At 36.5% G+C, this 18,405-nt stretch carries 14 protein-coding genes; 8 read left to right on the top strand and 6 right to left on the bottom strand.

Features of this window, described 5'->3' with window-relative positions; all coding sequences use genetic code 11:
• Positions 1–10 precede the first annotated feature (10 nt).
• Positions 11–1,324: an APC family permease gene (locus GJU43_RS12530; protein ID WP_154341097.1), complete on the top strand. Its 1,314-nt coding sequence runs from the start codon at positions 11–13 to the stop codon at positions 1,322–1,324.
• A gap of 317 nt (positions 1,325–1,641) precedes the next feature.
• On the opposite strand, the gene GJU43_RS12525 is transcribed toward GJU43_RS12530, so the two are convergent.
• Positions 1,642–4,275 (bottom strand): valine--tRNA ligase, encoded by a 2,634-nt coding sequence (locus tag GJU43_RS12525; protein WP_154341096.1) that lies wholly within the window; start codon positions 4,273–4,275, stop codon positions 1,642–1,644.
• A 312-nt stretch (positions 4,276–4,587) separates the two neighbouring features.
• On the opposite strand from GJU43_RS12525, the gene GJU43_RS12520 reads away from it, so the two are divergent.
• The gene (locus GJU43_RS12520; RefSeq protein ID WP_154341095.1) at positions 4,588–4,968 is read left to right on the top strand and encodes a DUF1573 domain-containing protein; all 381 of its coding nucleotides are present in this window, start codon (positions 4,588–4,590) and stop codon (positions 4,966–4,968) included.
• Between the two features lie 108 nt (positions 4,969–5,076).
• Here GJU43_RS12520 and GJU43_RS12515 read toward each other — a convergent pair whose 3' ends face one another.
• From GJU43_RS12515 to GJU43_RS12495, 5 genes are all read right to left on the bottom strand, one after another.
• On the bottom strand, positions 5,077–5,565 hold the full coding sequence (locus GJU43_RS12515; protein ID WP_154341094.1) for a hypothetical protein: 489 nt from the start codon (positions 5,563–5,565) through the stop codon (positions 5,077–5,079).
• Positions 5,566–5,714: 149 nt separating this feature from the next.
• Entirely contained in the window at positions 5,715–7,841 is a 2,127-nt protein-coding gene (locus tag GJU43_RS12510) for an OmpA family protein (RefSeq protein WP_154341093.1), read from the bottom strand.
• A gap of 10 nt (positions 7,842–7,851) precedes the next feature.
• Entirely contained in the window at positions 7,852–8,781 is a 930-nt protein-coding gene (locus tag GJU43_RS12505; RefSeq protein WP_154341092.1) for a type IX secretion system membrane protein PorP/SprF, read from the bottom strand.
• Positions 8,782–8,813: 32 nt separating this feature from the next.
• Positions 8,814–11,441, bottom strand: coding sequence for a gliding motility-associated C-terminal domain-containing protein (locus tag GJU43_RS12500; RefSeq protein WP_154341091.1), 2,628 nt, complete (start codon positions 11,439–11,441; stop codon positions 8,814–8,816).
• Positions 11,442–11,595: 154 nt separating this feature from the next.
• Positions 11,596–12,921, bottom strand: a complete 1,326-nt coding sequence (locus tag GJU43_RS12495; protein WP_154341090.1) for a PDZ domain-containing protein — start codon at positions 12,919–12,921, stop codon at positions 11,596–11,598.
• Positions 12,922–13,043: 122 nt separating this feature from the next.
• On the opposite strand from GJU43_RS12495, the gene GJU43_RS12490 reads away from it, so the two are divergent.
• From GJU43_RS12490 to lgt, 6 genes are all read left to right on the top strand, one after another.
• Complete coding sequence (locus GJU43_RS12490) at positions 13,044–14,240, top strand: pyridoxal phosphate-dependent aminotransferase (RefSeq protein ID WP_154341089.1); 1,197 nt, start codon at positions 13,044–13,046, stop codon at positions 14,238–14,240.
• A 198-nt stretch (positions 14,241–14,438) separates the two neighbouring features.
• Complete coding sequence (gene folE / locus GJU43_RS12485; RefSeq protein ID WP_154341088.1) at positions 14,439–15,110, top strand: GTP cyclohydrolase I FolE; 672 nt, start codon at positions 14,439–14,441, stop codon at positions 15,108–15,110.
• Between the two features lie 86 nt (positions 15,111–15,196).
• Positions 15,197–15,562, top strand: a complete 366-nt coding sequence (locus GJU43_RS12480) for a four helix bundle protein (RefSeq protein WP_154341087.1) — start codon at positions 15,197–15,199, stop codon at positions 15,560–15,562.
• 56 nt (positions 15,563–15,618) lie between these two features.
• The gene (gene cysS, locus GJU43_RS12475) at positions 15,619–17,097 is read left to right on the top strand and encodes a cysteine--tRNA ligase (protein WP_154341086.1); all 1,479 of its coding nucleotides are present in this window, start codon (positions 15,619–15,621) and stop codon (positions 17,095–17,097) included.
• Between the two features lie 22 nt (positions 17,098–17,119).
• Positions 17,120–17,359 (top strand): membrane protein insertion efficiency factor YidD, encoded by a 240-nt coding sequence (gene yidD / locus GJU43_RS12470; protein ID WP_154341085.1) that lies wholly within the window; start codon positions 17,120–17,122, stop codon positions 17,357–17,359.
• A 63-nt stretch (positions 17,360–17,422) separates the two neighbouring features.
• Positions 17,423–18,355: a prolipoprotein diacylglyceryl transferase gene (gene lgt, locus GJU43_RS12465; RefSeq protein WP_154341084.1), complete on the top strand. Its 933-nt coding sequence runs from the start codon at positions 17,423–17,425 to the stop codon at positions 18,353–18,355.
• Positions 18,356–18,405: the final 50 nt, after the last annotated feature.

Raw genomic sequence — 18,405 nt, 5'->3', positions numbered from 1 at the left:
CAATGTAAACATGTCAGATTCCAAAAAGAACCAATTAAAGAAAAGTCTCGGTCTAAGTTTTAATATCGCTGTATTGATTGGAGGTACCATCGGAGTTGGAATTTTACGAACGCCGGGTACCATTGCAGGGTTACTGGATAATTACTGGCTTATTATTGCCTGCTGGCTTTTCGGCGGTTTATTCGTATTGATAGGTGCCAATTCGTATGCAGAACTGGCGACTATGCTTCCTAAAGCCGGAGGGTCTTACAACTATATCAAAAGAGCTTTTGGCAACTATGCCGGTTTTTTATCGGGCTGGTTTGATTATATTACCAATGCCATTCCGCCCGCTTTTTATTGTATTGTGATCAGCGAATATATTATTATTCTGTTTCCGGTTCTGGCCAGTTATTCAACCGTAATTGCTATTTCCTTATTAGTCGCTTTCGTCTTACTGCATTTAAGCGGTGTAAAAAACGGAAGTGCCTTTCAGCAAATAACGAGTTTTCTAAAAGTGATTTGTTTTGTCTGTCTGGTAGTCGCCTGTTTTATGTATTCGGGTGTGAAAGTACCTGTAATTCAAAAAGACAATTCTTTCTTTCAGATTGGATTATTGTTTGGCATTTTTAAATCGCTTCAGTTAATCATCGGAACCTATAATGGCTGGAACAGCGTTTGCTTTTTTGCAGAGGAAAATGATGATCCGGGTAAAAATATTCCACGATCCTTGTACAGCGGTGTTCTGCTTGTTATTGCGATTTATGTTCTATTGAATATCGCCTTTTTTCATGTTTTATCAGTTGAAACCATAGCAAAATCTAATCTGGCGGCGGCTGATGTTGCTAATATTATTTTTGGGAAAAACGGAGCTGTTATAGTAATCGTAATTTCTATTTTTTCACTGATTAGTATTTTGAATGCTTTTATGATGATTCCGCCAAGAATCTTATTCGGATTAAGCAGGGATGGTTTTTTCATCGAAAAAGGAACAAAAGTCAACAAAGGTGGTACTCCTATTATTGCCTTGTTAGTGTCGTCCTTATTCAGTTTATTTTTAATTTGTATCGGTTCATTTGAAGTATTGTTTTCATTTGCGGCCTTTACTTCTATTATTGTATGGGGACTGGCTTATTTCTCTCTTTTGAAATTAAGAACTACAGAACCCGATTTACCAAGACCCTACCGTTCGAAATGGCATCCGTGGCTGACGATCTTAGCCATTGTGGTTTCGCTTGCCCTACTGCTCGGTTTTATTTATAGTGATCCTAAAGGTTTCGGAATTATCGTTGCGATTACCTTAATTTCTTATCCGTTGTTTTTGCTTTTGAGGAGAAGGAAATAAGCACAATATCTCTTTGAAAATTATTTATATCCGATAGTATTGTCATTTCTCCTTCGTCGAAATGAACATCCGGAGCGCAACGTATAGTGCGATTTAGCACATGTGATTTCTCCTTCGTCAAATGACATCCGGAGTGCATCGTACGGTGTGGATTTAGCACATGTGATTTCTCCTTCGTCGAAATGACATCCGGAGCGCAATTTACGGTGTGGATTTAGCACATGAGATTCCTTCGTTCCTCGGAATGACAAACAGTAAAAAAAATGGGCTGTCTTAAAAAAGACAGCCCATTTTTTTATTTATAGAAAACCTGATTCTTATTTCAAACCGGCTAAACTTTGCTCAATGGTAGCAATTTTTGCCAATGCATCCGATTCTTTTTGTCTTTCGTTAGCCAAAACTTTTTCCGGTGCTCCGGCAACAAATTTTTCGTTGGCCAGCTTCGACTGAACTGATTTTAAGAAACCTTGCGTATATACCAATTCTGCATTCAGTTTTGCAATTTCAGCTTCAACGTCAATATTTCCGGTAATCGGAATAAAATATTCGTTTGATTTTACACGGAAAGATAATGCACCGTCTACTTTATCAGAAACATATTCCAATAACGTAATGTTTCCTAATTTAGTAATCACCGAATCAAAGTAAGTAGAAGCTTTATCGTTGTTTACGGCTTTCAGCTCAATCGCATCCTTAAACGGAATATTTTTGTCTTTACGAATGGTTCTGATTCCGGAAATTACTTCAATTGAATTTTCAAAATCGGTTATTAATTTTGCATCAAATGATTTTAATTCGGGCCAGGTCGAAACAATTAGAGCTTCTTCCGGAGTTCTGTCAGCAATTAAATGCCAGATTTCCTCTGTCAGGAAAGGCATAAACGGATGCAGCAATTTCAGGTTGCTTTCTAACATTTCGATGGCTTTGTCAAACGTTGCTTTGTCAATTGGCTGCTGGTATGCCGGTTTAATCATTTCAAGGAACCACGAACAGAAATCATCCCAAACCAGTTTATAAATGGCCATTAACGAGTCTGAAATTCTGTATTTCTCGAAGTTGTCTTCAATATCAACCAGAGTTTGCTGCAATTTCGCTTCATACCATTCGATGGCTACTTTTGAAGATTCCGGCTGTGGAATAGTTGCTGAAACTTCCCATCCTTTGATCAGTTTAAAGGCATTCCAAATCTTATTAGAGAATGCTTTCCCCTGGTTACACAATTCTTCATCAAACATAATATCGTTTCCGGCAGAAGCGCTTAAAAGCAATCCTACACGAACACCATCGGCACCGAATGTATCGATTAAATCTAAAGGATCAGGGGAATTCCCTAATGATTTAGACATTTTACGACGCTGTTTGTCGCGTACTAAACCTGTCAGATACACATTGGTGAATGGTTTTTCTCCGGCATATTCGTAACCTGCAATAATCATTCTCGCCACCCAGAAAAACAAAATATCCGGACCGGTTACCAAATCATTGGTTGGATAGTAATATTTAAAATCTTCACTTTCCGGATCCATAATTCCTCCAAAAACAGACATTGGCCATAACCAGGATGAAAACCAGGTATCTAAGGCATCAACATCTTGTTTAAGGTTGTTAGTTGTTAGCTGTTGGTTGTTGGTTTTTTCTTTCGCTAATTTTAAAGCCTCTTCGATATTTTCTGCTACTACGAAATCTTCTTTTCCGTCTCCGTAATAATAGGCCGGGATTTGTTGTCCCCACCATAACTGACGGGAAATATTCCAGTCACGGATATTATTCAGCCAGTGCGCATACGTATTTTCGAAACGCTTTGGATGTAATTTAATATCTCCGTCAACCAAAACTGATTTAATTGCCGGTTTTACTAAATCTTCCATTTTCAAGAACCATTGATCAGATAATCTTGGTTCGATTACCGCTTTGGTTCTTTCTGACGTTCCCACTTTATTCAAATGGATTTCGGTTTTCGCCAAAGCTCCAATTTCTTCTAATTCTTTTGCGATCTCGGTACGAACCACAAAACGGTCTTTGCCCTGATAATGCAGTCCGAAGCTATTTAACGTAGCATCTTCATTGAAAATATCTACGATTTCAAGATTATGTTTCTCGCCTAACGTTTTATCGTTCATATCGTGCGCCGGAGTTACTTTCAGGCAGCCCGTTCCGAATTCGATATCTACATAGTCATCTTCAATAATCGGAATTACTCTTCCGCAAATTGGAACAATGGCGCTTTTACCTTTTAAATGTGTAAAACGTTCGTCATTCGGATTGATGCAGATAGCAGTATCCCCAAAAATTGTTTCAGGACGTGTTGTGGCGATGGTTAAGAAATCTTCAGAACCTTCGATTTTATATTTTAGGAAAAATAATTTCCCTTGTTGTTCTTCGTAAATTACTTCTTCGTCAGACAAAGTGGTTTTCGCTTCCGGATCCCAGTTTACCATTCGGTATCCTCTGTAAATTAATCCTTTGTTGTATAAATCAACAAAAGAACGAATTACAGAAGCCGACATGTCCGGATCCATAGTAAATTTAGTACGTTCCCAGTCGCAGGAAGCCCCTAATTTTTTAAGCTGGTCTAAAATTACACCACCGTATTTATCGGTCCACTCCCAGGCATGGGCCAAAAATTCTTCACGTGTTAAATCATTTTTATTGATTCCTTCCGCTTTCAGTTTGGCTACTACTTTTGCTTCTGTAGCAATGGATGCGTGATCTGTTCCCGGAACCCAGCAGGCATTAAATCCTTTAAGACGTGCTCGGCGAATTAAAACATCCTGAATGGTATTATTCAACATATGCCCCATGTGAAGGACTCCTGTGACGTTTGGCGGCGGAATTACAATTGTATAAGGTGTTCTATGATCTGGTTCTGAATGAAAATAGTTGTTTTTCATCCAGTAATCATACCATTTGTTCTCGATCGTCTTAGCGTCAAATTGTGCAGGAATACTCATTTATAGGTTTGTTTAATCGTGGATATGTTTAATCTTTAATTGGTGTAATTGTTTAATTGTTAAATTGCTGGTTTGTTTAGTCACTGCGTTCTTAATCGGTGATCGCTTTTTGGTACATTGAAACCAAAATTTTATGAATCAATTAAATGACTAAACAGTTAAACAATTAAACCAAAACAAAATTGGTTCAATTTTTGTAATTGTAACTGACAGCAAAAGTAAATAATTAAGTACATTATAAAAAGAGAAATAATAATTTGTGTATTAATTAAAACAAAGTATATTTACTTACAACTTAAAAAAAAAATTCGCATGAAAAATGTAGCCACTTTTATTGTAATCGCATTGTTTAGTACAATTGGGTATGCACAAAACGGGCCAAAAATTGAATTTTCAGCCCCGGACAATACCATTGATTACGGAAAAATCTCAAAAAATGATAACGGACTTCGATCTTTCGAATTTACCAATACCGGAGATGCCCCTTTATTAATCATCGGAGCAGAATCTACAGTTAGCTCGATAGTGGTAACAAAACCTGCCGCTGCAATTCAGCCTGGAAAAAAAGGAAAAATTGATGTCAAGTACAATATGTCCGCCGGTCCAATCCGTAAAACCATTACAGTAGAGACCAATGCCGTAAATTATCCTGATGGCAGAGTCGCCCTTAAAATCAAAGGAGAAGTCTTATAAAGAATTAAATTTAACAATAATAGCAAAAGCCGTTTCTATTTGAAACGGCTTTTTTTATGAAACAAACGCGACAGGTTTTAAAAACCTGTCGGATTTAAAATGTATTTTTTATTTTGATTTCTCCATGCACTCAGCAACATCAAATTTATATTTCACCCGTTCAAAATCGATAGGTTTATCTTTAACCAAATAAGTAACTCCCATCGTAGTCTGCATGGTTCCGTTTCCTAAAATAAGTTGTTTCTCACGTTTTAGAAATGCCATTGGATTTTTGAACGTTTTATTTTTATTGGTTATTTCCTGAAAAGTATAATCCGCAAACAAGGTATCTCCATGAAATTCTCCTGCGATTTCACCTGTTTTTTCAGGAGCACCATCAACTTTCATAACCATGTTTCCGCTTAGTTTTCCACTTTTTAAGGTATTCAGTTTTAAATCAATCGTATCTTTTTCATATACTGCCTTGTAACATTCGGAACTTACAATCTTTTCGGAATCCGCTTTAGCAGCTTCTGCCTCTTTCTGATTTTCATTTTTTTTACAGCTTTGCAGTCCAATACAGGCTAGTAGTAAACAGGATATGGTTAGATTTTTCATAATTATTTTTTTTAGGTTCATTGTTATTCTATAAAATTAAATAAAAAAGAAGCCAAAAAAAAGCTTCTAAATTAAAAATTCAAATTATTAAAGCACAAACCCGCCAGGTTTTGAAAATCTGGCGGGTTTGGTTTCGTAAGATTCGTACTCTATAAATTTTTAATCACGAACTCACTTCGTCTGTTCAGTTCGTGTTCTTCTTCTGTGCAGGAGTCATCTGTTTTACATTTTATAATAGGTACCGATTCTCCGTAGCCTTTTGCTATTACTCTACTGGCCTCAATGCCTGATTCCAGTAAAAATTCCCGTGTTGAAGAAGCTCTTTTCTGCGATAAATTTTCATTAAACTTTGCGTTACCCCTGGAATCTGTATGCGATCCTATTTCGATCACCATTCCGGGATATTTTTTCATCAGGGCCACAACCCTGCCTAAAACTACTTTAGATTCCTTGCGGATGTACCACATATTGTAATCGAAATAAATAGGATCGGTCTTTATAATCAATCGGTCTTTGTCTCTTACCACATCTTTCTCCTGCTTTAAAATCTGCTCTACTTTTTCTTTTTTCTTAATTTCAGAAGCGACAATTTCATCTGTCTTTGCTTTTTTCTCCGCTTCTTTTAACGCTATCACTGCCAAAGCTTCTTTCTCTTTTTTCTCCACAACAAGACGCTCCTCTTCTTTCTTCTTGTTTTCGGCGATCTGCTGTTCTTCTAATCGAATTGCGTCCAACGACTTAAGTGCCATGGAAGCATCATTGCCCGCACCTCTCGTTTTACCGGAAGAAATTGATCGGGACTCATTCGTATACTTTTCTTTAAAGGCTACAACCGTAAAAGAACTTTCGCAGGGAACCGTAAAACTAAATTTACCATCTGCAGCTGTAGTACTGGTACTTAGTGTTTTTTTATCTGCATCCTGCAGTATAACGGTTGCATTTTCTAATGCTAGTTTCGTACTCACATCTGTAATGGTTCCTGCAATAAATTGTTTGCAGTCTTCTACAATCAGATCTTTGATTTCTTTAAACTGATAAATATCGTCTTTTCCTTTACCGCCTTCTCTGTTCGAAGCAAAATAACCTTCTTTGCTGTCTGAAATCGTAAATGAAAAATCATCTGAATTAGAGTTTAAAGGCAAACCAATATTGACCGGTTTTGAATACTCATTTCCGTTAATTTCGGAAACAAAGACATCCAGCGAACCATATCCCAAATGTCCGTCTGAAGAAAAATAAAGTTTATTGTCCGGCGAAGCAAAAGGAAACTGTTCTCTTTTATTGGTATTGATAACAGGGCCAAGGTTTTTGGGCGTATCAAATGCTCCCTTATTGATATTTACGGCATAAATATCAAATGAACCTAGCGATCCGGGCATATCAGAAGAGAAATACAGTATCTTTTCATCAGCGCTCAAAGCCGGATGTTCTACAGAATAGTCTGCACTATTAAACGGAAGCGAGGTTACATTTGTCCATTTCCCCTCCACTAATTCGGCTTTGAAAATCTGAAGATTGGAAATCTTCTGGTCATTTTTTCTTTTCTTGCCGTTTTTGGAATTATTACGGGTAAAATAAATCGTCTTTCCGTCTTTGGTAAAAACGGCATTTGATTCGTGCATTCCGGTTTTTAATTCCTTTGCGAAATAATCCACAATAGAATCCGCGGAATTACTATTCTTTAATGGTACTTTGACTAAATTCAGATAGGTCTCATTGTCCCATTTAAACTTTTTATCCAGCAATCCGGGTTTTAGTTTTACTGCGGCAAAGACCAGATTATCATTGTATTTAACCGCCCCAAATTCAGAGTTAGGCGTATTTATGGCCAGGTTTTTAATTTCAAAACGATTCCCAATGGCCGAGACATTTTCTAATTCTTTCAGCTCTTTTTCAAAAGAAACAAAATCTTCCGTATTGGCTGATTTTGAATAATATTCTTTTAAAGCAGCATTTGCATCATCGTAACTGTTAGTTGCTTTTAGGGTTTGTGCATATCTGTAATAATATTCCCGATCCAGGTCTTTATCATAGCTTTTAAACAAAAGCCTGTAATAACGCTGTGCTTTTATTAGATCATTGGTATAATAATACGAATCGGCCAAATTTTTAATGACCTCCTGTGAAGGTTTTTGTTCCGCTAGTTTTTCATATAGAATAATAGATTCACTGTAATAGGTTTTATCAAAAAATCGTTTGGCTCGTACCAAATCCTGATCCTGGGCGTTTATAAACTGTATTAAAAATACGAATATAACAACGAGTATTTTTTTCATATTTTTCATTTTAGAAGAATCTTGGTGATTTATCATATCCTTTTCCTAATAAATCTAAATCAAATAGCAGCATAATTTCATGTGTTCCTGAATTAAACTGTCCCAGGTTTGAAAGTGTATAGTCATAGGCATAACCCACTCTAAGCGATGGCGTAACATTGATATTGGCTAAGGCACTCACCGCATCACCTAATCGGTAAGCCGCGCCTAATTCAAATTTATTGTTATACAAAACATTCGCCGTCAGATCAAAAGTCATTGGGGCTCCTTTCACAAATTTTGACATAAAGGCCGGTTTCAATTTTACCATGTCATTAATCTGAAAAACATATCCGGCCGTTAAAAAAGTATGAATTGCTTCTGATCCGTAAGTGTTTATTCCTGATTTTTCTTCAATATGTTTGGAACTTAACAGATTTGGGGCCGATAATCCGGCATAAAAATTATTTCTGAAATAGTAAGCTCCGATTCCTATGTTAGGTCTTGTTACGTTTATGTTTTGAGCGAATGCAAGATCCGTTTCCGGATCCGTGAACTTAAATCCGTTAAAATTAGTCTGCAGGGAAGTAAACCCGGCTTTTAGTCCGAGTGAAAGCTTATTTTTCCCACCTAAATTCAGGACATAAGCAAAATCAGCATAAAAATTATTTTCTTTTTTGGCACCATCCCCAATATCATCTGAAACTAATGACAATCCCACTTCTATCTTATCACTTACCGCCGTGTGCCCGAAAAATGTAAACGTTTTCGGGGCACCGTAAGCTCCCACCCACTGGGTTCTGTAGAGCCCTCCAAGATTCAGCATTGCGGGAGTTCCTGTTGCATATGCCGGATTCACCACACTCATATTATACATATAATGGGTGTACTCCGGATCCTGCTGTGCAGAAACTGAGGTTATATAAAAGAGAAAACTTATAAAAAATATTATTTTTTTCATTTGAAAGTCATATTAAAAAAGGCAACAATGAATTATCTATTTAAATAAAGACGACCTTGCTTAGGTGGTTTATTATCTTTATTAAAATGGAGAATGTAAAAATAAACCCCGTTCACTGCTACTCCGCCAGCGATGCCGCCTGCTTCATAATTTATTCCGTCCCATCCCGGTTTATTTTTAAAGCCTTTATACATTCGGTTTCCGTATCTGTTGTAAATTTCAAGTATATAATCCGGGTACAAAAAGTCAATATCCGGAATCACGAAAGCGTCATTTACGCCATCTCCGTTAGGAGAAAATCCGTCAGGGATAAAAAGATTTTCGGGAGCATCACAATTCGTAAGCGATACGACAACTTCAATACTTTTTTCTGAAATACAATTATCGCCTGAAAAATCAAATCCGTAATATTTTCCATTTTCAACCAAAGGTGTAGTCGAAGGCAATAGGTTTCCATTAATCTGAGCATCATACCAGACTACCGAAGCAGGTAAATTGGTGCGATTAGACAAGTCCAGAATCGTGGGATTATCCAGTCCGCAAAAACCTGAACCTTCTGAATTTAATTCGGGAGGAGCAGGATCATTTATGGTAACCGAAATCATTGTTGCTTCTGACGTACAGCCGGCAGGAGAAGTCTCTCTCACATAATAATTTTCCGATTGTAAAACATAGTTGGCGGCCAGAGGTGTAGTTGCCGTTTCGGAAGCGTACCATTTGTATTGGGCGCCGTTAGGCTGCAAGCTGGCTACTGTTGCGTTATCGACTTTACAAAAGCGCTGAGACACTGCGTTCGGGGCAGCCGGAATTGGATTTATCAGGAATGCATAAGATAAATTGCTTAGCGTAGCACCGCAGCCATTCTCATTATTCGTCAATTTTAAGATAGAAACTGTATAAGATCCGGGATTTGAAACTGCAGTGGAAGGAAGTATAAAACTTGTGGTTCCTCCTGACACCGGCAAAGTAACCGTCAGCGGTATAGAACTAGTGTTATTGGTAACAGTATAGGATAAGGAGATATCTGTTAAACTCCCCAATCCGCTCATTGAAACCGCAACAGGATTCTCAAAACATACATTATTAATCTGCATTCGTACCGCTGCTGTATTGGGCAAGGGATTTATTAGAATATTGCCAATCACATTTGCGGTACTGGAGCATTGCGAAACTACATGCGTAATATTTGTTATTGTCAGTACTGCATTTCCTGCATTAAAACTTAAATTAGGAGACAACGTAAAACTAGCATTTCCCCCAACAAACGTAACTCTGACTATTTGCCCGAATGCCTGATTGGCTCCTGCCAGATTATAAGTGAGATCATAAATTCCGTCCGCAAGTTTTATGGCATCAGAAATTTGTATCAGGGCACCTTCGTTTTGGCAGGTTGTTGTCGGGGCTATCTTTGCATTTTCTAAATCCGGTAACGGGTAGATAATTAAATCATCCGATAAATTTCCCATTATATTAGCACAGATTCTTACGCTATTGGTTTTATAAATACTTAAAATATCTACATTAAAACTTCCTACCTGCTGAAAATAATTTGAATCTATCGGAAATACAAGTGTACCGTTATTAAAATTTGCTGTTACTATATCTGTTTTTCCGTTGGGTCCGGAAACCCGAAATGTCACATTATAAGGCCCATTAGGAATAGCGGCAGCTCCCTTTTTAATGGTAACGGAATAGCTTGCCGTTCCTATTTCGGTTTCACAGATATCATGATTGACAGTGACAGTTGCCCCGGTAAAGTCAAGCTTTTTCTCCAGTCTGATCCATGTAACTCTTTCTTCGTCCAGACAAATTGGTTTTGGCGATAAAACTTTGTAAGCAAAGTAATAGTATCCTTCTCCAAATCTGTCATATATCTTTTCAATATCAACAAAACGGTCTCCGGCAAATGTTAATTCACCTGTGCTGATTCGATTGCCATCTCTCCACGTTCCGTTCGGATCCTGGTCTTTCAGTAAATTATTAAGATCAAAGTTGTTATATGCCGACAGACCATCCGTTGCGCATAAAGACAGATTTACAGCAACTCCGGCCTTTGGAGCCCTGACAACTGTAATAACTGCTGTTGAAGATACGGCAGGACAACTACCGATAGCAGGCATGGTATACGTAAATCCATAATCTCCTTCAAATTCAGAAATATTAATGACGGGATCTACTTTTTTATTGGTAGTGTTATCGTACCATTGTCCGTTATCCTGTGGTCCTAAAAAGAGACCATTAAAAGCCTCAAAAAGGTTAAAAGTTATATTTGCACTGCATTGTGTAGAATTTGAGGCAACACCGGAATATCCACCAATCGTAACAGTAACTACAGCGGAATTATCTGTACATCCTGCACCGCCATTTACAGTATACGTATAACGGTATGTTCTGCTTTGGCGAATAAGATGCGCATTTAAGACTCCTGTATTTGCATTTAATCCTCCGGATTCATCATCGTCTGACCAGGTTCCTCCGGCTGTTGGCGTTCCTCCTAATGCTGCATATAAATCAATAGATCTATTTGCAAGGTTAGGAATATCACAAACGGTAAGTTCACCATCATCTCCTGCACATTGTGCCTGAATGTTGCCGGATAAAAAGGAAAAAAAAACAAAAAACAATATTACATGTAAGAATTTGGTGTAGCTTTTTACCATAAGATATTATTTTTCTGTAAACATAAGAAAATAGCGGGCTACTTCAAATAAAAAGAGTATTTTTCTTATTAATTCAAAGCAAATACAAATGTGTTTTAAAATGATACTAATTTACTATTATTTGAACCAAAGCAGGTTTATTATGAGGTTAAAATTATAATTCGTCTTCAAGCTTAAATCTGAATTTTAAGATTAAGCTGTTTCTTTCTACTTCTAAAGTAATCCAGATGTCTTCTTCAGACTTTAAAAGGGCGTTAATTTGCTGTAGGGTAAATTTATACGGAACTACTTTATTGATACTTACAATTATATCACCCTTCCTCAACCCACATTTTTCCGCAGCAGAAAACTTCCTGATATTTACGATTTCATACACCGGTTTTAATAAAAATTTATACCTGAAATTGTCATTTTTATTTAAAGTTTCATTCACGTCTGCCATAGAGGTAGCGACTTGCACGGTCTGTAAACGCACCGTTTCCTGTACCCATTGCAAACCATTATGCTGAACTGTAATTCCGCTTTTGTTATAAGTAAACGGTTCTGAAAATTTGCTGTTTTTTTTCAGGTATAATTTCTTGTCGGCATAATCTAAAACTAATGTAAATCTTTTCAAAACTTCTCCTCCCAGTGACCCAACCCGTCCCGGAACCATTTTTACATTTCGAATCGATGTCGAATCCGGAAAAGAAACAATGGGATTTTTAAAATCAAAATCGGCTATCGAAAATTTTGAAATTTTAGCGCGATGACCTTCAATGTCCCCGCTAAAACCTTTTCCTAAAAAATCAGGAAAATTCTTTTTTGGCAATTTTATTTTATCATTTTCAAAAACCCAAAAAGCATCACTATTGCCAATGTCGACAAGTAATTTAGCAGCCACCTCCTGGTCTCCAACAACAGCCGTCGTCTGAATATAAGGTTTTGATTTTTCTATTGTAATCGGAATCGATTTGAATTTTTTCTGAAGCCTCTCTCTCACCTTTTCGTTATTGGAGTGTACAATAACTTTCTTCCGCTGATAATTAATTTCAACTATATTATTTTTAAAAAACTTGTACCCGATGATTCCGTTTACAGGAATTCCAATATGAGAAGACAAATTAAAATTCTGATCCAAAATGATATATACCAAATGGTTTATTGATTTTAAACCATGGCTTTCTAATATATTATGGGTTGATTTTAGTCCTTCAATTTCTTCTTCACTTCCCAATCCTCTGAGTTTTATTTTTTCAATATTATTAAAGCGGACTTCCTGCTTCTCTTCCATACTGAACAAAATGGTTTCTTCGACTCCGGAATCCAGTAAAAAATTTAATTCAACCCCGTTTACTTTTATAGGAATAAAAACAAGATTGTTTATCAACTTAAAGGGAATAGTGACTTTTGAATGATGGTTATCCATCAAAAAATCATTTTGAGCATTAATCAAAAAAGGTGTTAAAACACCAAAAAACAATATAATATATTTTTTCATTTATATTTTTTTACCATAAAATTAATAAAATTATTGATAATTGTTACATTTTAATAAGTCCCATTATTGTTTACGCTAAATTCGAAAAAAAAATGCAAATTTGCACTTCAATAATAAAGCACATGCCAACAATTTCACTAAAAGGCAGAAACATGCCCGAATCACCGATACGCAAGCTTGCTCCTTTTGCAGATATTGCCAAACAAAAAGGACACAAGGTGTATCACTTAAACATTGGTCAACCGGATATCAAGACACCCGAAGTGGCCATCGAGGCGGTAAAAAATATTGATTTAACTCTTATAGAATACAGTCCTTCTGCCGGATATGAAAGTTATCGAAAAAAATTAGCTCAGTTTTACCAGCGTCAGAATGTAAATGTCAACTCAGAAGATATCATTATCACTACCGGTGGTTCTGAAGCCTTATTGTTTGCACTCGCCACTATAACAGACCCCGGAGATGAAATCATTATTCCGGAACCTTTTTATGCCAATTATCATGCATTTGCCTCATCGACCAGTGCGACAGTAATTCCTGTAATTTCTTCCATCGAAAATGGATTTGCCTTACCCAATATTCAAGAGGTAGAAAAATTAATTACACCAAGAACGAAAGCTATTTTAATTTGTAATCCCGGAAATCCAACGGGTTATTTGTATACGGAAGCTGAAATTAAGCAATTGGCAAGCCTGATCAAAAAGCACGATTTGTATTTAATTGCAGATGAAGTGTACCGTGAATTTCTTTATGATTCTGATGATGTTCATTATTCTGTCATGAACCTGGAGGAGGTACAGCAAAATGTAATCATGGTCGATTCTGTTTCTAAACGTTACAGTATGTGTGGAGCGAGAATTGGTTGTCTGGTAACAAAAAACAAAGACGTTTTGGCAACTGTCATGAAATTTGCACAGGCCCGTCTGAGCCCTCCTACTATTGAACAAATTGCTTGTGAAGCTGCTATAGATACACCTCAGAGCTATTTTGACGAAGTGATTTCAGAATACAAAAGCCGTCGTGATACCTTGATTACCGAATTAAATAAAATTGAAGGTGTCATCGTAACCAAACCCAAAGGTGCGTTTTATTGCATTGCCCAATTACCAATTGATGATGCAGATAAATTTGCACAATGGCTTTTAGAAAGTTATGATCTGAACGGAGAAACTGTAATGGTTGCTCCTGCAGCAGGATTTTATTCCACTCCGGGAATGGGTTTAAACCAGGTTCGAATTGCCTATGTTTTAAATAAAAAAGATTTAATAAGCGCCGTAAATGTTTTAAAAGAAGCGCTTTTGGTTTACAATAAAAAATAACCCAAAAACAAAAAAGACGAAAGGCAATAACTCATTTAGGTTATTGCCTTTTTTATTTTAAAAAATACTGATTTGCTTTTATTTTAAATTATATCCAAAAACTAACCACTAAATAGTAATAACGATAGAAAAGGTTTGCTTTTTATTAATTATCTTTACCGCCTTAAAAAGATATACCCATTATAATAGTAGTTTTTAATGATAAATAACGAAGATTTTTTAGACGAAATAGGAGACAATCATTTTAGCAGCAATGCACAAAACCCTTTAAGACAGGACGCTTTTGATCTAAGTGATGATGAAAAAATAGAACAAATAAAAAAAGATGTCGAAAACATCCTTCAGACTCTTGGAATGGATTTGACAGATGACAGCATAAAAGGTACTCCAAACAGAGTAGCTAAAATGTTTGTAAAAGAGATTTTTGGTGGTCTTAACCCTTCAAAAAAACCAAAAGCCTCTACTTTTGAGAATAATTACAAGTATGGCGAAATGTTAGTAGAGAAAAACATTACGCTTTATTCTACCTGCGAACATCATTTATTACCGATTATAGGAAGAGCCCACGTAGCTTACATTTCCAGCGGAAGAGTTATTGGTTTATCTAAAATGAACCGTATTGTTGAATATTATGCCAAAAGACCTCAGGTTCAGGAACGTCTTACGATGCAAATCGTTCAGGAATTACAAAAAGCGCTTGGAACGGAAGATGTTGCCTGCGTTATTGATGCAAAACACCTTTGCGTCAATTCAAGAGGAATTAAAGATATCGAGAGCAGCACCGTAACGTCTGAATTTGGCGGTAAATTTAAAGATCCTCAAACGAAAAGAGAATTTCTTGATTACATTAAGCTGGAAACGCAATTTTAAATACGTGGTTAATCGTTTATTTGTTAAATCGTTTAATCGAAAGCTGTCAAAACAAATAAACGATTAAACAAATAAATCCCAAACAAATGTATCTTTTTTCTTTTGAAAAGTTGGAAGTCTGGCAAAATTCAAGAATATTTATTTTGGATATCTACAAATTAACTGGTAAATTTCCTTCCCATGAATTATACGGAATAACTTCTCAAATAAAAAGAAGCTCTTCTTCAATCGCGACAAACATTGCAGAAGGAACATCTAGAAATACGAATAAGGATAAAGTCCATTTTTTGACTATTTCATACTCATCAGCAATGGAAACTTTAAGTCACTTAATCATTTCGAGAGATCTTAATTATATAGTAGAAGAGGAATATATTCAATGTCGTGAGAAACTTGAAAAAATTTGTAATCAAATAAATAATTTAAAAAAATACTATCTTTCAAAAGAATAAATCCGACTAATCACAATTAAACAAATTTACGATTAAACGATTAAACCATAACACTTATGCCTCTATATACAAGTCAGTCCCTAAAAATATACAATTCGCTTTCGGGTGAAAAAGAAAGTTTCAATCCTATTCATGAAGGAAATGTTGGAATGTATGTTTGCGGACCTACGGTTTATAGCAATGTACATTTAGGAAACGTCAGGACTTTTATGTCTTTTGACGTGATATTCAGGTATTTTTTACATCTGGATTACAAAGTCCGTTACGTAAGAAACATTACCGATGTTGGACATATTGTAGATGATGTGGATGAAGGTGAAGATAAAATTGCCAAAAAAGCACGTTTGGAACAGTTGGAACCTATGGAGGTGGTACAGCGCTACACGGTGGATTTTCATGACATTCTGAAAGCTTTCAACTTTTTACCACCCAGCATTGAACCAACTGCCACCGGGCATATTATTGAACAAATCGAAATCATCAAAAAAATTATTGATACCGGAATTGGTTACGAAGCCAACGGATCAGTTTATTTTGATGTTGTAAAATATAACGAAACCAACAATTACGGAGTTTTGAGTGGCCGAAATATCGAAGATATGCTTGCCAACACCCGTGATCTTGACGGGCAATCGGATAAAAGAAACCCACAGGATTTTGCCCTTTGGAAAAAAGCAGAACCGGAACACATTATGAGATGGCCTTCTCCATGGAGTGATGGTTTTCCGGGGTGGCATCTTGAATGTACAGCAATGAGTACCAAATACCTTGGGAATCATTTTGACATTCACGGAGGCGGAATGGATTTAAAATTCCCGCACCACGAATGTGAAATTGCTCAAAATGAAGCTTGCACCGGCCAGTCTCCGGTAAACTACTGGATGCATGCCAATATGCTTACTTTAAACGGTAAAAAAATGGCAAAATCAACCGGAAATAATATTTTACCGGGCGAAATTTTGAGCGGAGACAACAATATCTTAAGCAAAGCTTTTTCTGCTTCTGTGACCCGTTTCTTTATGTTACAGGCCCATTACAGAAGTATTTTAGACTTTTCTGATGATGCAATTGTGGCTGCCGAAAAAGGGTATAAAAGACTGATGGAAGCTGTTGACGCTTTATCGGGAATCTCGGCAGGAACAACAAGCTCTATAGATATTACAGCCTGGAAGCAATTGTGTTATGATGCTATGAATGACGATTTTAATACACCCATATTAATCGCTCAGTTGTTCGAAGCTGTTCGCTACATCAATCTGTTGAAGGAAGGAAAAGAAACAATTTCAGCCGAAGACTTAAACACCTTTACAACCGCAATCAATGCTTTTGTTTTTGATGTCTTAGGTTTGAGCGACGAAAAGGCCGCCGACAGTAATAACGATAAATTAGACGGTGTCATCAACATGCTTATCGGTATGAGAAATCAGGCCAGAGCGGATAAAAACTTTGCACTTTCTGACCAGATTCGCGATCAGTTAATTGGTTTGGGCATTCAGTTGAAAGATGGAAAAGAAGGCACCAGTTTCTCCTTGTAACAGATTCAATTTCTAATAAATCATGAAAGTAATCACTCCCTTTGTTTTATTAGTACGCTTTTATCAAACTGCCATTTCGCCCTTTACACCGGCAAGTTGCAGATTTGAACCCACATGTTCGTCTTATATGATTCAGGCGCTGCAAAGGCACGGATTATTTTACGGAGGCTACCTGGGAATAAAACGTATTCTGAGTTGTCATCCCTGGGGAAGAACAGGCTATGATCCGGTTCCGGAAAAGAAATGTTCGCATAAAGATTAACTTTAAATAAAGACTTACTCTGTTTTAAATATTTATTTTTACAACACACAAAAAAATTAACCTATGACACACGCCTTAAATATCATTTGGAATCCTTCAGAAGGAATCGATTTAGGATTTTTTATGATTCGTTATTACAGTCTAATGTTCGTAATCGCTTTTGGATTAGGATGGTACTTAATGAAAAAGATTTTTGAACGCGAAAATGAACCAATTGACAAATTAGATTCTTTATTTGTATGGACTGTTTTAGCAACTTTAATTGGCGCGCGTTTAGGACATGTTTTATTTTACGACTGGGAATATTTCAGAAACCATTTACTTGAAATCTTTTTGCCTTTTAAATTTGAACCCAAATTTGAATTTACAGGTTTTCAGGGATTAGCAAGCCACGGAGCTGCCATTGCTATTATCATTGCCATGTATTATTACAGCAAAATGATCCTGAAACGTCCTTTATTATGGATTTTGGACAGGGTTGTAATTCCTGTTGCCAGCGGTGCTATTTTTGTACGTCTGGGAAATTTTTTCAACTCTGAAATTATCGGGCATGAGACTACTTCTGCATTTGGGATTCGTTTTCTTCACGACAAATACAGCAAAGCAGAAGCCGTAAATGCGACCAATATTCCGAATCCAAAAGAAGCTTACAATGCTATTGTTACCGATCCTAAATTCGCTGATTTATTAGCTCAGGTTCCCGCAAAACACCCAACTCAGCTTTATGAAGGGTTTAGCTATATTTTTGTATTCGCTATTTTGTTCTTTTTATACTGGAAAACAAATGCAAGATTGAGATCCGGCTATTTATTCGGCTTATTTTTAGTCCTTTTATTTGTCGTTCGTTTCGTTGTAGAATTTGTAAAAGAAAGCCAGGGCGGATTTGAAAATGAATTAGGAATCTTTTCAACAGGACAATGGTTAAGCATTCCATTCATTATAATTGGTCTTTTCTTTATTATCAGAGCGAAAAGAAATCCATTAGTCACTTCATAATTACAAATAGAATAAAAAATAGAAAAGCGTTCGGTATTCAACTATACCGG

Origin of the sequence: Flavobacterium sp. LC2016-23, assembly GCF_009674775.1 — a bacterium.
Taxonomy (GTDB): domain Bacteria; phylum Bacteroidota; class Bacteroidia; order Flavobacteriales; family Flavobacteriaceae; genus Flavobacterium.
Note: the sequence above shows the minus strand (reverse complement) of the source record. Positions and strands in the feature narration are given on the sequence as shown.

What these genes read in the sequence shown, in the direction of transcription:
- GJU43_RS12525 (WP_154341096.1), bottom strand. Translation starts at nt 4,275, where the DNA reads ATGAGTATTCCTGCACAATTTGACGCTAAGACGATCGAGAACAAATGG.
- lgt (WP_154341084.1), top strand. Translation starts at nt 17,423, where the DNA reads ATGACACACGCCTTAAATATCATTTGGAATCCTTCAGAAGGAATCGAT.
- GJU43_RS12480 (WP_154341087.1), top strand. Translation starts at nt 15,197, where the DNA reads ATGTATCTTTTTTCTTTTGAAAAGTTGGAAGTCTGGCAAAATTCAAGA.
- GJU43_RS12490 (WP_154341089.1), top strand. Translation starts at nt 13,044, where the DNA reads ATGCCAACAATTTCACTAAAAGGCAGAAACATGCCCGAATCACCGATA.
- GJU43_RS12510 (WP_154341093.1), bottom strand. Translation starts at nt 7,841, where the DNA reads ATGAAAAAAATACTCGTTGTTATATTCGTATTTTTAATACAGTTTATA.
- yidD (WP_154341085.1), top strand. Translation starts at nt 17,120, where the DNA reads ATGAAAGTAATCACTCCCTTTGTTTTATTAGTACGCTTTTATCAAACT.
- GJU43_RS12520 (WP_154341095.1), top strand. Translation starts at nt 4,588, where the DNA reads ATGAAAAATGTAGCCACTTTTATTGTAATCGCATTGTTTAGTACAATT.
- GJU43_RS12505 (WP_154341092.1), bottom strand. Translation starts at nt 8,781, where the DNA reads ATGAAAAAAATAATATTTTTTATAAGTTTTCTCTTTTATATAACCTCA.
- GJU43_RS12495 (WP_154341090.1), bottom strand. Translation starts at nt 12,921, where the DNA reads ATGAAAAAATATATTATATTGTTTTTTGGTGTTTTAACACCTTTTTTG.
- GJU43_RS12500 (WP_154341091.1), bottom strand. Translation starts at nt 11,441, where the DNA reads ATGGTAAAAAGCTACACCAAATTCTTACATGTAATATTGTTTTTTGTT.
- GJU43_RS12515 (WP_154341094.1), bottom strand. Translation starts at nt 5,565, where the DNA reads ATGAAAAATCTAACCATATCCTGTTTACTACTAGCCTGTATTGGACTG.
- cysS (WP_154341086.1), top strand. Translation starts at nt 15,619, where the DNA reads ATGCCTCTATATACAAGTCAGTCCCTAAAAATATACAATTCGCTTTCG.
- folE (WP_154341088.1), top strand. Translation starts at nt 14,439, where the DNA reads ATGATAAATAACGAAGATTTTTTAGACGAAATAGGAGACAATCATTTT.
- GJU43_RS12530 (WP_154341097.1), top strand. Translation starts at nt 11, where the DNA reads ATGTCAGATTCCAAAAAGAACCAATTAAAGAAAAGTCTCGGTCTAAGT.